At 58.7% G+C, this 15,175-nt stretch carries 14 protein-coding genes and 1 pseudogene; 6 read left to right on the top strand and 9 right to left on the bottom strand.

What is annotated here, in order from left to right:
* Nucleotides 1–103 precede the first annotated feature (103 nt).
* Entirely contained in the window at nt 104–964 is an 861-nt protein-coding gene (locus AB4N80_RS17640; RefSeq protein ID WP_122565695.1) for a DMT family transporter, read from the bottom strand.
* 26 nt (nt 965–990) lie between these two features.
* Here AB4N80_RS17640 and AB4N80_RS17635 point away from each other — a divergent pair.
* Together AB4N80_RS17635 and AB4N80_RS17630 are read left to right on the top strand one after the other, a co-directional pair.
* Nucleotides 991–1,192, top strand: a pseudogene (locus AB4N80_RS17635) (chorismate mutase); the annotation flags it as partial.
* Between the two features lie 335 nt (nt 1,193–1,527).
* Entirely contained in the window at nt 1,528–2,049 is a 522-nt protein-coding gene (locus AB4N80_RS17630; RefSeq protein ID WP_122565697.1) for an AidA/PixA family protein, read from the top strand.
* A gap of 96 nt (nt 2,050–2,145) precedes the next feature.
* On the opposite strand, the gene AB4N80_RS17625 is transcribed toward AB4N80_RS17630, so the two are convergent.
* The 6 genes from AB4N80_RS17625 to AB4N80_RS17600 all read right to left on the bottom strand — a co-directional run bounded on the left by AB4N80_RS17625 (nt 2,146) and on the right by AB4N80_RS17600 (nt 10,100).
* Nucleotides 2,146–3,816, bottom strand: a complete 1,671-nt coding sequence (locus AB4N80_RS17625) for a hypothetical protein (protein ID WP_305481725.1) — start codon at nt 3,814–3,816, stop codon at nt 2,146–2,148.
* A 99-nt stretch (nt 3,817–3,915) separates the two neighbouring features.
* A complete protein-coding gene (locus tag AB4N80_RS17620) occupies nt 3,916–4,137 on the bottom strand; it encodes a formate dehydrogenase subunit delta (protein WP_122565699.1) in 222 nt (73 codons plus the stop codon).
* The gene (gene fdhF / locus AB4N80_RS17615; RefSeq protein ID WP_122565700.1) at nt 4,134–7,010 is read right to left on the bottom strand and encodes a formate dehydrogenase subunit alpha; all 2,877 of its coding nucleotides are present in this window, start codon (nt 7,008–7,010) and stop codon (nt 4,134–4,136) included. The genes AB4N80_RS17620 and fdhF overlap by 4 nt, the downstream gene beginning before the upstream one ends.
* Nucleotides 7,007–8,566: a formate dehydrogenase beta subunit gene (locus AB4N80_RS17610; RefSeq protein WP_122565701.1), complete on the bottom strand. Its 1,560-nt coding sequence runs from the start codon at nt 8,564–8,566 to the stop codon at nt 7,007–7,009. The genes fdhF and AB4N80_RS17610 overlap by 4 nt, the downstream gene beginning before the upstream one ends.
* On the bottom strand, nt 8,560–9,042 hold the full coding sequence (locus AB4N80_RS17605) for a formate dehydrogenase subunit gamma (protein WP_060741915.1): 483 nt from the start codon (nt 9,040–9,042) through the stop codon (nt 8,560–8,562). Before AB4N80_RS17605 ends, AB4N80_RS17610 begins: the two co-directional genes overlap by 7 nt.
* 323 nt (nt 9,043–9,365) lie before the next feature.
* The gene (locus AB4N80_RS17600) at nt 9,366–10,100 is read right to left on the bottom strand and encodes a helix-turn-helix domain-containing protein (RefSeq protein WP_122565702.1); all 735 of its coding nucleotides are present in this window, start codon (nt 10,098–10,100) and stop codon (nt 9,366–9,368) included.
* A 164-nt stretch (nt 10,101–10,264) separates the two neighbouring features.
* Between AB4N80_RS17600 and AB4N80_RS17595 the strand changes: the two genes are divergently transcribed.
* The 4 genes from AB4N80_RS17595 to AB4N80_RS17580 all read left to right on the top strand — a co-directional run bounded on the left by AB4N80_RS17595 (nt 10,265) and on the right by AB4N80_RS17580 (nt 13,569).
* On the top strand, nt 10,265–10,831 hold the full coding sequence (locus tag AB4N80_RS17595) for a YebB family permuted papain-like enzyme (protein ID WP_240998425.1): 567 nt from the start codon (nt 10,265–10,267) through the stop codon (nt 10,829–10,831).
* Nucleotides 10,828–12,294: an FAD-binding oxidoreductase gene (locus tag AB4N80_RS17590; protein WP_460078091.1), complete on the top strand. Its 1,467-nt coding sequence runs from the start codon at nt 10,828–10,830 to the stop codon at nt 12,292–12,294. Before AB4N80_RS17595 ends, AB4N80_RS17590 begins: the two co-directional genes overlap by 4 nt.
* A 151-nt stretch (nt 12,295–12,445) precedes the next feature.
* Nucleotides 12,446–13,372 carry a hypothetical protein gene (locus tag AB4N80_RS17585; protein WP_122565705.1) on the top strand — a complete coding sequence of 309 codons (927 nt, stop codon included), beginning with the start codon at nt 12,446–12,448 and terminating at the stop codon, nt 13,370–13,372.
* A gap of 35 nt (nt 13,373–13,407) precedes the next feature.
* Nucleotides 13,408–13,569 carry a DUF2986 domain-containing protein gene (locus AB4N80_RS17580; protein ID WP_122565706.1) on the top strand — a complete coding sequence of 54 codons (162 nt, stop codon included), beginning with the start codon at nt 13,408–13,410 and terminating at the stop codon, nt 13,567–13,569.
* Nucleotides 13,570–13,592: 23 nt separating this feature from the next.
* On the opposite strand, the gene AB4N80_RS17575 is transcribed toward AB4N80_RS17580, so the two are convergent.
* Together AB4N80_RS17575 and AB4N80_RS17570 are read right to left on the bottom strand one after the other, a co-directional pair.
* Nucleotides 13,593–14,309 carry a class I SAM-dependent methyltransferase gene (locus AB4N80_RS17575; RefSeq protein WP_305481733.1) on the bottom strand — a complete coding sequence of 239 codons (717 nt, stop codon included), beginning with the start codon at nt 14,307–14,309 and terminating at the stop codon, nt 13,593–13,595.
* 169 nt (nt 14,310–14,478) lie between these two features.
* Nucleotides 14,479–15,126: a DUF998 domain-containing protein gene (locus tag AB4N80_RS17570; protein ID WP_460078089.1), complete on the bottom strand. Its 648-nt coding sequence runs from the start codon at nt 15,124–15,126 to the stop codon at nt 14,479–14,481.
* Nucleotides 15,127–15,175 lie beyond the last annotated feature (49 nt).

Below are 15,175 nucleotides of genomic sequence, written 5' to 3'. Positions count from 1 at the left end.
TTAAACGGGCTATGCATGCAGTACTAAATGACCAACTGATGCATTCAACACAACAATATTAGCCATCCCTTAAAGCAAGGAGTGCCTACTGGATAATTTTCGATTACTTGTAACTTAGTAGAAATACGCCAACAAGAACAGTACCTATCCCAACCTTCTGTACTACTGTCGTTATTTCTCTGTAGATCGCGATAGCTAACAACACAGTCACACCGGAGTACACCGAACTGATAGGCGTCACTAACGACAGGTCACCCATCTTGGAGGCGAATATATAAAACACCCAGCCTGCATTGACCAACAAAGAGTGCGCGAAGAAAATCCATCCGCGACGCTGAGTCACGTCCCCTTTCTCCAGCTTGCCGTTCCTGGTCAGCGCCAATGAAGTAAAAAGAACAGCCTGGGTTAATGCCGAGTAAAAGAAAGCATTCGTGACATCAAGTGCTTTAGCGGAAAAACCAAGAATAAAAAAGGCCACGCCAAAGCCAACCATGGCCAAGATAGCCTGAAGGAAACCTTGCGAGCCACCACGCAGTGACCGGAAGATATTGCCGGAGGTCATGACAATACCAATAAAAATAATAGATACGGCAATCCAGGCAACCGGGGCCAATCTTTCTTGTAGGAAAATGATGGAAAAAAGGATAGTGACCAAGCTGTAGGTAGAAGCAATCGGAGAAACCAGGGATAAGTTGCCGACTTCGCACCCTCGCATGTAGAAATAATACCCTGATACGTAGGCGGCAGAGCTGCAGGTGATGATCAACACGGCGTGGGTGTCGAACCTGAGCTGGTCTGAAATGATCAAATAGGCCCCCAAGAGGGAGGCCACCACAAAGGTGAATATATTGCGCACCAGCATTGTTTTTGCGGTACCTAACTGGCGAATCATCAGGCTTTGAATAAAGTCTGAAATCCCCCAGCACAACATGACCATAAGCCCGCCAAAAACACCGCTATCCATGCTGAATAAACTCCATCTCCATCAGACTTGCTGTGTCAGCCAAGCCTTGCTCGGCCACGTCGGTACGGGCGCCGGAGCGTTTCAAGGCCATGCTCGCGACATGGCGGGAATGGGCCGTGGCCGAGGGCCTGAGCCCGGATGCCATCGAAAAGATGTACAGCGCCCTGGTGAACCACTTCATTGCCGAAGAAATGGAAGCAGTGGGCGGCCGATCAAGCCCCGAACTGATTTTTCCTGCTTCGCTGGCAAGGGCATCTACCCCCTGGCCACCATCCTAGTCTTCGGCGAGATCGGGAGCAATCGCCGACAACGTCCGTGCGCCTTTGGCTACTGATACCGCCCGCAAACCAGACAAAACCCATTGAGTGATTGACCACGCCACAGGTAAATCAAAGCCTTGGTTGTGTTGCGCTTCGCTCGGCTTTACCAGCGTCAAGAATTCGAAATTTGACACTACAAAGCCATCACCTATCGTTCCTCTCGAGACCGCACCCAGGGACCGGGTGGCCCGGACGCCTTTGCAGGCGCGGTCGTCAATGTCATTCCCCTCAAGGAGCAACAAAATGTCTGGAGCGACCCAAACCATTGATGTGCTCGTCAACGTTGACGCCGATTACCTGCTCGCTCACCCCAACGACGTAGGCGGCGCGATTGCCATGCTGGTGACCCGCAGTGCCGTCGACAGCCATGCCAACATCAATACCGGCGAAGGCGAAGGCGGCAACGAGTTGTGGTTCGACGTAAATCCCGGTGACATCATTCGCTGGCGCGCCACCACGCTGTCGCGCAACTTCGACCGCATCGCATTGATCAAGGACGTCGAGATCGGCGACCCCCACCAGGGAGGTGATTACAAGGGCACCATTTCGAAACCTAATTCTTTCAACATCCCCGGCGTGGTGCCCTATCTGAACAAGGCTGCCCCCGGCGGTATTTCCAAAACTGATGTGATGTACACCATGTGGCAATCAACGGCGCTGAGCCCAGGAAAGCTCTGGTACCAAATCTACTTCGTTCTGCTGGATCGTGACCTGAACCAGATTGGCCCGACCAACACGTGGGACCCGTACATCACGGTCAATTGACTGTCCGCTGAGTTGTAAACAACCCTGGCCGGCTTGCTATTCGCCATGACGATGCCGGTCAGGGTTGCCTATCGAACCGGTTTCACTCCCCCTCACTCATGGCAACATCTCAAATACCGCAGTCTGGGTCACCGGGATCATTTCCCCGGGCGTGGTCACGACCAATTGATACTTGCCAGACTTCAATTCGTTTGCGGTATAGCTGAAGCACGATACGCTGGATGTGGACTTGTCAGGAACAATAGCCACGCTATCGATCGGCGTGGGTGCAGCAGCCTCGTTTAATCGATAGAGCGAGTATTTGGGGGTGCTGACCGGCTTAGCGTGCGTAAGGCAAAATGAATCACTCTGGACTGAAGGCGCGAATCGTCCCTTGGCATCCAACGGTGAAACAAAGGTTATCCCACTCCGGCTCTCCTGCTCGGCCTGCTGGGCAGCATCCAGTGCCGTCCTGGCACGCTCATAGTCGGCACTCTTCAACAGCGCACTCGTCTCTTGCCTGTTGATGTACTGGACGGCTTTTTCTGCCTCGATCAACGCACGTCGCCGCCCCCAGAGCACATCATCGCCACCCTTGTGGACCGCAAACGACAACCAAGTCTTGTCAACGAACGTCTCGTTTTTGCCGCGCTGTTGCAGACCATGATTCGCGTACTCGATCTCGCCAGCCTGGATGTCCTTCAACGATGTACCGTCTGGCGTGTCAGTCCAACCGCGCCGCATGGCGGTAGGCACTAACATCAATGTGTCCCCCAGCCAAGCCAACGGATTCTCTTTATTGCCCCGATTGGTCAAATAAAAATAGCAGTTGGTGGGAGCACAGCGCTCCTGGTTAATCAGCACGTAATTCCCAGGCTTAAGCGTCAGTATCGAACCGTTACCTTCCACGGCCTCATCGTCAGGGCCTGCCACCATATCCACGTCGATCTCCAACACAACATCATCTTTGTTGAGAGCTAACAGACTTTTGGCGACTTCTTTGGCAAACACCTGTTCAGCGGCTGTTATCGGGTTGGCCAAGGACAATGTCTTGCTGGCCGATCCGATAAAGTCTAGGAAAGCAGCAGAGTCTTCGTTCTCGCCCTGGTCGTACTCCAACACGGTCAGTTTCATCGACAGGTGATCGGACTCGAGCTTTTTGGGTCCGTACAACAACTTATTCAGCAAATTCGGCTTGGAGTTATCGGCAACCCCGAGGTAAGGCCCGAGTACTTTGGTCACCGTTGCGCTTTTATCCTCGCCCCCCACTTCTGTGAACTCGACAACGATCACAACTTCGTTCACCCCGCCGAGATCCTTGAGGTATTTAAAGTAAGCATCCGTCAAATAGATAGCGAACACATCGCCACCGTTACCACTACCGTCGGGTCTACGAATGGCACCGGCTTTATCGGTGCTGAAAATCTCACCATCAATGCGCAGGCGGTCGGCTTTCCAATCGCGAATGGCGTTTTCGAATTTCTTTTTGGCTTGGAGCGTGTGTGTATTGGCGGCATCAATTTCAGCGGCTGTCACCCCTTTCTTTTTCACGACGTCTGTCTGAGCCTGCTGGGCGCTTTCCCAATCGTCCTTCAGTTTCTCCGCAGCCTCAAACTTATTGACGTCCGTCGCGGGACGAGTGGGCTGAACCTTAAAAAGATGCGCCGTCCCTGTTGGAACGGCGCAACCCGCGATGAAGAGTGAAAGCCCGCATACCAATGCGAATCGAGCGCTGACGGCTGAGCACAATGCCTTGGCAACCTGAACCGGTGCGTTTTCGGTGAACATCCCTTTCCCCTAGTCGTTACTGGCACAATGCCTTGTCTCGGAGAGTAGGACAGCCACCTGATAAGCGCAACGCAGATAACTTGGCGCCAGTAAATTGCGCTAGCTCGTCCCCTCCGGCTCCACCAACGCAGCCAGTACCAGGGGGTGCAGGACAGCCTCCGGATGTTTCTCCTGCCATCCCCCCAGCTCCCGGCGCATGCCCGGCGTCCAGAAGTTTTTCATATGCTGGCGCACGCCATTCACCGCCAGCGCATGGTCCGGTTCGCTGGAGAAGTACTGCGCGATCTGGTTGGCCATCTTGATCAAGCTGTCAGAACTCATCGGCGTACCTCGGCTTTCTCGGCTTGACGACGCTCGCGCAGCAGGCGGCCTTGTTCATCACTGAAGGCCTGGTAACGCTTCTGCCATTCCGAAGGCTGGCTGACCCGCACGATCTCCACCGCTGTCACCTTGTATTCCGGGCAGTTGGTGGCCCAGTCGGAGTTGTCGGTGGTAATCACGTTGGCGCCCGATTCCGGGAAGTGGAACGTGGTGTAGACCACACCCGGTGCCACCCGCTCGGTCACCCGCGCGCGCAGTACAGTCTGCCCGGCACGGCTGCCGATACCGACCCAGTCTTCGTCGACGATCCCGCGGTTCTCGGCATCGGTCGGATGGATTTCCAGGCGGTCCTCCTCGTGCCAGGCCACGTTTTCGGTGCGCCGGGTTTGGGCGCCAACGTTGTACTGGCTGAGGATGCGGCCAGTGGTCAGCAGCAGCGGATAGCGGTTGTTGACCTTCTCCTCGGTGGGCACGTAGCCGGTGAGCATGAAGCGGCCCTTGCCGCGCACGAACTGCTCGATGTGCATGGTCGGCGTGCCGTCCGGCGCGGCATCGTTGCAAGGCCATTGCAGGCTGCCGTGGCGCTCCAGTTCAGCGTAGCTGACGCGGGTGAATGTGGGTGTCAGGCGCGCGATCTCATCCATGATTTCGGAAGGATGGTTGTAGTGCATCTTGTAGCCCAGGGCATCGGCCAGGGCGATGGTGGCTTCCCAGTCGGCCTTGCCGGCCAATGGGTCCATCACCTTGCGAACACGGGAGATGCGGCGTTCGGCGTTGGTAAAGGTGCCGTCCTTCTCAAGGAACGAGCTGCCCGGCAGGAACACGTGGGCGAACTTGGCGGTCTCGTTGAGGAAGATGTCCTGGACGATCACGCATTCCAACGCGGACAGCGCAGCCGTCACATGCTGGGTGTTGGGGTCGCTCTGGGCGATGTCTTCACCTTGGCAATAAAGCGCCTTGAAGGTGCCGTCCAGCGCCGCTTCGAACATGTTCGGGATACGCAGGCCCGGGTCGGGTTGCAGGGTGACGTTCCAGGCCTGCTCGAACTCGGCACGGACCGCGTCGTTGGAAACGTGCCGGTAGCCAGGCAGCTCGTGGGGAAACGAGCCCATGTCGCAGGAGCCTTGGACGTTGTTCTGCCCACGCAACGGGTTCACCCCGACACCTTCGCGACCGATGTTGCCGGTGGCCATGGCCAGGTTGGCGATGCCCATGACCGAGGTGCTGCCTTGGCTGTGCTCGGTGACGCCGAGGCCGTAGTAGATGGCTGCGTTGCCGCCGGTGGCGTAGAGCCGTGCGGCGGCGCGGATCTGCTCGGCAGGCACACCGCAAACCGGGCCCAGTACCTCGGGCGAGTTTTCCGGCTGGCTGACGAAATCGCGCCAGCGGGCGAAGTCCGTCGCCTCGCAGCGAGCCTCGACAAACGGCTGGTCAATCAGGCCTTCGGTGGCAATGACATGGGCCAGCGCGTTGAGCATCGCCACGTTGGTGCCGGGGCGTAGTTGCAAGTGCAGCTCGGCGCGGGCGTGAGGCGAATCCACCAGATCGATGCGCCGTGGGTCGATGACAATCAGTCGCGCGCCCTGGCGCAGGCGCCGCTTGAGCTGGGAGCCAAACACCGGGTGCGCGTCGGTGGGGTTGGCGCCCATCACCATAATCACGTCGGCTTTCATCACCGAGTCGAAATTCTGGGTCCCGGCGGACTCGCCCAGGGTCTGCTTGAGGCCGTAACCGGTCGGCGAATGGCAGACACGGGCACAGGTGTCGACGTTGTTGTTGCCGAACGCGGTGCGCACCAGTTTCTGCACCAGGTAGGTTTCTTCGTTGGTGCAGCGGCTGGAGGTGATGCCGCCGATGGAGTCGCGCCCGTACTTGAGCTGGATTCGGCGCAGTTCGCTGGCGGCGTAGGTGACCGCCTCGTCCCAGCTGACTTCCTGCCACGGATCATTGATGTGCTTGCGGATCATCGGTTTGGTGATGCGGTCCGGGTGCGTGGCGTAGCCCCAGGCGAAGCGGCCCTTGACGCAGGAATGGCCGTGGTTGGCCTGGCCGTTCTTGTCCGGGACCATACGCACCAGTTGTTCGCCTTTCATCTCGGCACGGAACGAGCAACCCACGCCACAATAGGCGCACGTGGTGATGACGCTACGCTCCGGCTGGCCGATCTCGACGACGCTCTTGTCGATCAGGGTCGCCGTCGGGCACGCCTGCACGCAGGCGCCGCAGGATACGCATTCGGAATCGAGGAAGTTGTCACCGCCGGCCGCTTCCACCCGGGAATCGAAGCCGCGCCCGGTGATCGTCAGGGCGAAGGTGCCCTGGATTTCCTCACAGGCACGCACGCAGCGGCTGCAGACGATGCACTTGCTCGGGTCGTAATCGAAATACGGGTTGGAAACGTCCTTGGTCTCGTCCAGGTGGTTGGCACCTTCGTAGCCATAGCGCACTTCACGCAGGCCCACCTGCCCCGCCACGGTCTGCAATTCGCAGTTGCCATTGGCCGAGCATGTCAGGCAGTCCAGCGGGTGGTCGGAAATGTACAGCTCCATCACGTTGCGGCGCAGTGTGGCGAGCTTGGAGGTTTGCGTGCGCACCACCATGCCCTCGGTCACCGGCGTGGTGCAGGACGCGGGATAACCGCGCATGCCGTCGATTTCCACCAGGCACATGCGGCAGGAGCCGAAGGCTTCCAGGCTGTCGGTGGCGCAGAGCTTGGGAATGGTGGTGCCGAGCAAGGCTGCGGCACGCATGACCGAGGTGCCGGAGGCGACGCTGATTTCGCGCCCGTCGATGGTCAGGCTGACCTGCACGTCGCTTTCACGCGCCGGGGTGCCCAGGTCGATATCGGTGCTGGGATCGAAGATGGTGATCATTGGTCGGCCTCCGTGGTCGCCAGACCGAAGTCGGCGGGGAAATGCTTGAGGGCGCTGGCGACAGGGTAGGACGTCATCCCACCGAGGGCACAGAGCGAACCGTATTGCAGGGTGTCGCACAAGTCCTGCAACAGCAGGGCCTGTTCCTGGCGGGCACCGGCTTCGGTGCTGGCGATCAGGCGATCCACCACTTCCACCCCACGGGTGGAGCCGATCCGGCACGGCGTGCACTTGCCGCAGGATTCCTCAGCGCAGAACTGCAGGGCGAACCGGGCCATCTGGGCCATGTCCAGGCTGTCGTCGGCAACCACCACGCCGCCGTGGCCGAGCATCGCGCCCATGGCGGCGAACGCTTCGTAGTCCAGCGGCGTATCGAATTGCGAAGGCGGCACCCAGGCGCCCAACGGCCCGCCCACTTGCGCGGCCTTCAGCGGCCGACCGCTGGCGGTTCCACCGCCGTAACCTTCCACCAACTCTCGCAGGCTCAGGCCGAAGGCGCGTTCCACCAGGCCGCCGTGACGGACGTTGCCGGCCAGTTGGAACGGCATCGTGCCCAGGGAACGGCCCATGCCAAAGTCGCGATAGAACTGCGCGCCCTTCTCCAGGATGATCGGCACCGAGGTCAGGGTCAGCACGTTATGCACCAGCGTCGGCAACCCGAACAGGCCTTGCAGCGCCGGCAGCGGCGGCTTGGCGCGCACTGTGCCGCGCTTGCCCTCGAGGGATTCCAGCAGCGCCGTCTCTTCGCCACAGATATAGGCACCGGCGCCGACCCGCACGTCCAGCTCGAAGGTGTGACCACTGCCGCCGACGTTCGCCCCCAGGTAACCGGCCTCACGGGCGATGTGCAGCGCGTCGTTCAGCGTACTGACCGCGTCCGGGTACTCCGAGCGTACATAGATATAGCCCATCGTCGCGCCTACGGCGATGCCAGCGATGATCATGCCTTCGATCAGCAGAAAAGGGTCGCCTTCCATCAGCATGCGGTCGGCAAACGTGCCCGAGTCGCCTTCGTCGGCGTTGCAGACCACGTACTTCTGCGGCCCCTGAGCATCGCGCACAGTGCGCCACTTGATGCCCGCCGGGAACGCCGCGCCACCCCGGCCGCGCAGGCCAGAATCCAGCACGCTGGCGACGACATCCGCGCCATCCATCTGGATGGACCGGGCCAGGCCCAAGAAGCCACCCCGGGCACGGTAGTCGTCCAGGGACAGTGGTTGCGTAATGCCGGCGCGAGCGAACAGCAGGCGCTGTTGGCTCTTGAGATAAGGAATTTCCTCCACCGGCCCCAGGGCCAGCGGATGGCTGCCGGGATCGCCTGCCAACGCATCCAGCAGGCCCGGCACATCGGCCGGCGTGACAGGGCCGAAGCCCAGCCGGACGCCGGCGTTATCCAGCTCCACCAGCGGCTCCAGCCAATAGAGGCCACGGGAACTGGTGCGCAACACCGTCAGCGGCAGCTGGCGACGTTCAGCCTCACGGGCCAATGCATCGGCCACCTTGTCCGCGCCCACGGCACGGGCCACCGAATCGCGGGGGATACAGAGCGTCAGCATGCGCCCTCCTCCATGCAGTCATTCACCAACTGACGCAGACGCTCGGGCGTGATCCGGGCATGCAACTCCCCGTCCAGTTCCAGGGCCGGCGAGCAGACGCAGGCGCCCAGGCAATAGACCGGCCGCAGGCTGATGCTCCCATCGGCGCTGGTGCCATGGTCGTCCAGCGCCAATTGCTCGCGCAACTGCGCAGCCAGGGCTTCGGCGCCCATGCTCTTGCAGGATTCGGCCCGGCACAGGCGCAGGGTATGGCGCGCCGGCGGCGTAGTGCGAAAATCGTGGTAGAAACTGATGACCCCGCGCACTTCAGCCAGGCTGAGGTTCAGGGCGTGGGCGATCTCCGGGACCGCGCTGTCGGGGACATACCCGCAGCCTGCCTGGATGGCATGGAGAATAGGCAGCAAGGCACCGGGGGTGTCCTTTTCGCGCGCTAGCACGCTATGGATCAAAGGCAGGTGAAGCGTCTCATCGGGCATAAAGTACCTCGGCATCTCGAACGCCACCGCCGCATAGCGGCAGCCGTCCGGAGTCTTGGCTGCGGCGTCCGGCCCACGTCACGGTAGCGTGGCACATCCGATCGCCATTCTCGCTCTCCGGCCAGTGTCTTGGCGCACTTGGTCCGGGGCATCCTCACAGCTTGCCACTCCCGGGGGTTGGCGATTGCACATGGACGACGAAACGTGTTCTGAAAGCGACTAGGCGTAAAAAGTTGTTCTGTGTCCGCGGGAGGTGGACTCCCGCCTCGCCACAAAAGCAACACATCCTGACCAGAATACCCACGCCGAAATGACCTATCCATCTACCCTCGCTTAAGCTTCCTGAACACCTGCGGCTCCCAAACTCGCATCGCCAGCAACAACGCAGTCCCACGTTTCTCTGACAGCGGCGCGCTCAACGATTCGTTGTGAAGCGCCGCCAGTTTGCTGCGCAACTTGTGGATTTCGACCTGCAACTGGGCGTAAGCGGGCTTGGTCAGCATGCCATGGGCAAAGTGCAGGGTTTCATCGGGGGCGTCGAATCGGCTCGCCATGAAATCCGGCAAACCCTGGCGCAGGAAGAACCCTCGGATAGGGCCGTCCGGTAGCCAATCGAAATCCCGCGCGACCAGCAACCTGATGCGATTTCCCGGCTTCAGGTCGGCCAGGCCCATCCGCTCCAACACCAACAAATGCTTGATGCACTCGGCTTTTGACACGCAGTAGGCAGACACCATGTCTTCCAGTGACCAGTGATTCAGCGCACACACCGCCACCAGCAGCAGCTTTTCGTCTGAGACCAGTTGCGCTTCCTGTTCACGTGTCAGCATGTGCAGGCGCGGGGTCGATCGCTCTGCCTCCTGAAGCAGTTCCGCCATCGTCAGGCCCAGCAAATCACAGAACTGGGCAAGGCGTTCGAGCGTCAGGCGACCGCTGGCCAGCAGACGCTTAACACTGGGCTCCGACAGGTCGAGCGCTTGGGCAACGTCCCGATAGGTCATGCCGGCGGCCTTGAGGCGTTGCTTCAGGGTGGAGATGAGTTGAGTAATCTGGGTCATAAGTATTGATATCCGATACCGTTGGTATCAGCTTAGCGAAATACGCACGAACAAGTTGCGAATTACGCAACCCCCTCCCCATGCTTGAAGCTCAACAGAGCCGAGAGGTCAGCATGTTCAGCAAAAATGCAGCGCACGTTTCTCCAACATCAGGCGGACCCTCCATGGGCGATCTGCAGATTGGCGATATGGTGTTCATCCGGGTCACCGCGCGCCCCTTCCTGGAGGTCGCCAACGCGACGAACTCGTGGACGAACCATGTGGGCGTGGTGGTCGACAACCATGGCGGTGAGCCGTTGATTGCAGAAAGCACGTTTCCGCTTTCGCGCACCACCTCGCTCACCCGGTTTATCAAGCGCTCCGAGCATGGACGCTGCACAGTGGCGAGGCTCACGCAGCCACTCACCGACACGCAACGCAAGGCGCTTCAGAACGCCGCCGATCATCGGCTGGGTACGTTCTATGACACCGGCTTCAACATAAGCTCGCGGCGCCAGTTCTGCTCTCGTTTCGTGCGTGAGGTGATCGATGAAGCGACGAACATCCAGCTCGGTGAGGTGGAGACGTTCGCGACCTTGCTGCAAGATAATGCCGATCCGAACCTGGCCTTCTGGCGGCTTTGGTATTTCGGCCGAGTTCCTTGGCAACGTCGTACCGTCACGCCGGCCAGCCTGCTTCAAAGCCCGGACGTGCGTGTCATTTTCGATTCACAACTGAGTGACACCGCATGACCAACGATGCACAGGTGTTTGACCCTTCAAGATCGTCGCCCTGTCTCACCCGGCGCAGCCTGCTTCAGGCAGGCATGACCGGGGTTGCCTTCGGCGTGCTGTCGCCTTGGTCGTCCTGGGCAGCCTCTTCGGGCGTCCTGGTCAACGATGTGACACTGCTCAACCCGGTCTGGGTGAATCGCCTGCTGGCTCCGCGCACCACCGATGAGATCCGCCAGGCGTTGGCCCTGTGGGCAGGCCCGGTGAGCATCGGTGGTGGCCGCTACAGCATGGGTGGACAGATTGCCACCGAAGACAGCCTGCACCTCGATATGCGTCAGTTCAATCAAGTCATCCGCTATTCGCCTGAGCACAAGGTCATACGCGTACAGTCAGGGATGCGCTGGCGCGACCTTCAGACCGTCATCGACCCGGACGATCTTTCGGTAAAGATCATGCAGAGCTATGCCAACTTCACCGTCGGTGGGGCGTTGTCAGTCAACGCTCATGGGCGTTACGTCGGTGCCGGCCCGATGAGCAACTCGGTACGCGCCCTGCAACTGGTGCTCGCCGACGGTTCAGTCGTGGAAACCTCTCACAGCACAAATACCGACCTGTTTCACGCAGCCATCGGTGGCTATGGCGCGATGGGCGTCATCACCGAAATCGAATTGGACCTGGCATCCAACGTCACGATGGAGCGCCAGGTACACCACATGCCGGTTGCCGATTACCCCAAGTTCTTCAATGACCAGATCCGCGGAAACGACCAGGCAATCCTGCACAACGCCGATCTGGCGCCGCCCTATTTTGACCAAGCCACCGCCATCACCTGGTGCACCACGGAAAAAGCGCTGACCGTCGAAGATCGACTGGTTGCACCGGGGCAATCGTACACATTCGATCAAACCATCCTGTGGGGCGTGACCAGACTCCCTGGCGGCCCGTTGATTCGAAAGGATGTGGTCGATCCATTGCGCTACCTCAGCCACCCGGTGGTACGCCGTAATTACGAGGCTAGTCGGGACGTCGCCTCCCTCGGACCGATCGCTACACGCAACAGCACCTACGCGTTGCAGGAATATTTTGTACCGGTGGCCCACCTCAACGCATTTGTCATACAAATGGCCGATCTACTCAAGGCCCATGACGTCGATGCCATCAACGTCTCCATCCGGCATGCGCCACCTGCCCCTGACTCGTGCCTGTCCTGGGCACGGGAGGAAGTTTTTTCATTCGTACTTTATTACTGGCAACACGTTGGCGTGGCTGACCGCGAGAAGGTCAGCGTATGGACACGCGAACTGATCGATATTGCCCTGGCGTTTGGGGGCACCTACTACCTGCCCTATCAGTTGCATGCAACACGAGAACAGTTCTCCCGGGCCTATCCCGGCGCACAACGATTGTTCGCACTCAAAGCACGGTTCGATCCGCAGAAGCGATTCCGGAACAAGCTCTGGGATAAGTATTACGTGGGATAGCGCGGCCGAAGAACAGGGGCCAGTCCACTGATCCATTCCCACAACAAGCCTCGACTGCCGTCACGCCACAAGGCGCCAAATCATCACTATGCTACCCATCAGGGCGATGAGTCAGGAACGACCAGCCGATGCGTTCTATCAAGGAGACGGGATGATGCAGGAAGCAACCACTGGACTCGAAAAGCAGATCGATGTTGCAACAAAACTGCTCTCCCTCTGCGCCAAAATCGGATTACTGATTGGCGGCACGTGCATTGTCAGTTATCTCTTGGGCAACGGCCATTACCCACAGGGCGTCTCCATTGGAGACAGTATGTTATTTCTGGTCGCGGCGTTTTGCTTTGGGCTGGTGTGTGTTTATTTTTCAGTCTCCGTCACCGCGGCCGGGGTGTTGCTTTCCCCGTTCTTCATTCCCGCGCTTAGAGGCTTCGCCTGGCTACATGGAAAAGTCACCCGTAAAAAAACCATACTGGAATTCAAACGACCGAAAATTACATTCCTCTCGGTGTTTTTTGGAATATGCGGCGCAGTGACCATTTATCTCCTTACCCGCAGAAGCCCCTTGGAACACATCCCGCTTATCCTTCTGCCCGTTTTTCAGTACATCGTTTACTCAGCCTATCTGGAGCAGAACAAGAAAATAAAAGCAGCGCTTGAGGTCGGCGGTTCGGAACATCATGAGCACAAGCCCCACGCAGAAATGAAACCCTTGAAAAAAACCAGGGCGATGATTGTCTGTGTCATCCTCCTGACGCCCCTGCTCATGGGTGGCGTGACCTCGGACTTGCTGCAAGCGGCCATGCGCTTCGCGCAAATACGCATAGAAAGGGCCACGATTCTGGTGAAACCGCCTTACGCCAACCTGTTGCCAGCCCCTAAGGATTCCCCGCTGGAAAACTACAAACGCTTTGAAAATGCGACGGTGATTTTCCGAGGCGTGGGCAACTCGACGCTCATTGAAATGCGCACCGAAGAAACGGCGATCCGGTTGGAGATTCCAAATGACTCGATCATCATCGAGCGCCGGGTGAAGCCCGTTGCCAACATCAGGAAAAATCCTGAGAAAACCGAAAGCTGATACCATCCAAACATTGACACGCTGAGCAGAACGACATGAATCGCCGCAAGAAAATAAACCAGTTATTGAAGGCCAACGCCAAAAAGGCCAGTGCCAAGCTGGCACCCAAAAGCAAGAATCAGTACATCAGTAAAGCCGACCGACTGAAACTGGCGGCTGAAACCAGTGACGCGCCCATCACGCTCCCGGAAAGCTGATCCACGTCGCTTAAGCTCCATCCTCAGGCCGTTTTACACGTTAACCAGGCGCTCCAGAAAAGACTGCTGAAGAACCGGGTAGCACTGCCGAATCCTGCATCACTCAACAGTTTTTGAACTGCGGCCTCGGAATGTGGAGGATCGGCACCTTGAAGAATTTTCCCAAGCTTGACCGTCACTTCTTCCGGGCTGGCGCCATGCTGTCGCCACCGTTGCCCCCAGGCCGCGAGGAGTAACGGCTGGCTGGCATACGCATATTGGTTTGCGGCGACAATCAGCGGCGCGCCCGGCTTCAGATGTACCTGGATGGACCGTAATATTTTCAGCTTGGCTTCATCCCCATCGAGATGATGGAGTACACCGATCAAGGTAGCAGCATCGTACGACCCGTTTGCTACCAAGTCTTCCACATGCCCAAGATGCATGGCGGTTCTTTCAAGCAAGTTGTTTGCGACTAACTGCTGCTTCGCGGCCTCCAGCATAGGCCCGGACGGATCGACGGCAGTGAAATGCCAGCCCGGTTCAAGCTTGGCCATTGCAATGATCTCCTGCGCCGTACCGCCGGCGCCCACCACCAGTATTTTCGCCGAGCTCACGTTTCCAAGGGTCGCCGCCAGCATGCACGCCGCCAGGTCCTGACAGGCGTCGTACCCAGCGAGCGCAATGCGGCTCTGCCGGGCGTACTCATTAGCCCGTGAAGTATCAAATTTTTCCGCTGAATTAAACGAGGATGATTTCAAAGCGCAGTTCTCCGTGTTCTGGAATCAAGCTACGCCTCGCTTGGGAATAATAAAAATTTATTAATTTTATGCGCGGCATTCCCATCAGGAATATCGGTTTTCATTCGGCAGAATTTTGCCTGTCAGCCAATTGCGGTTTTCGAAGATGGAAATACATTGCCCCTATGTTTTATCGGACGTACGTGGCCTTCATATCGGCCTTATCCTTTAGGGCAACGACGGCCAAAGACGCAATCCAGACCACCGAAACCCCGTAATTGAACCGCTGGTACAAGCCGAACAGATGACCGTCGGCCAATGCCGTCACCATCAGCGTAACCGTCACGATGGCCAGGATGACGCAGATCGCCGAGAACATGGCGAACCCGGACGACGACAGCAGCGGCTTGCCGAGGCGCATCCACAACGCACTCGCCAGGGTAAGCGAGATGAACATCACCAGTCCCGCCAGGTTGTGGTTCTGTTGCGAGACCGACGGCTGAACCGGCGCGCAGCCTTGGTCGCAGGAAAAATAGCCGGCCGCGAAGCTTGCCAACCCATGGACGAAGATCAGGGCTGCGCCAAGCAAGGCCATCCGCGATGCCTTGAACCGTCTCGCCACGCCGACTGCGAAAAGCACGAACATCACACCTAGCGGAAAGTTGTTCACCCAGCCAGAGAAGCCGTGGGTTGGCGCTCCAACGGCGCCCAGTTGGCTCATGGCTTGATCCAGATGGTTGTAGCCTGGGTAGGCCCGCGCAGTCAGTGCGACACCTAAAAGCAGCCAGAATGGAATCAAGATTCCGAAGCCTAGCAAAGCACGGTCAATGGTTTTCATGTTGTGACACTCCCTGTCGTTGTGATGTCCGCGCCTGGGTGATGCGAAT

The organism is Pseudomonas sp. H3_A02 (genome assembly GCF_054671965.1).
Note: the sequence above shows the minus strand (reverse complement) of the source record. Positions and strands in the feature narration are given on the sequence as shown.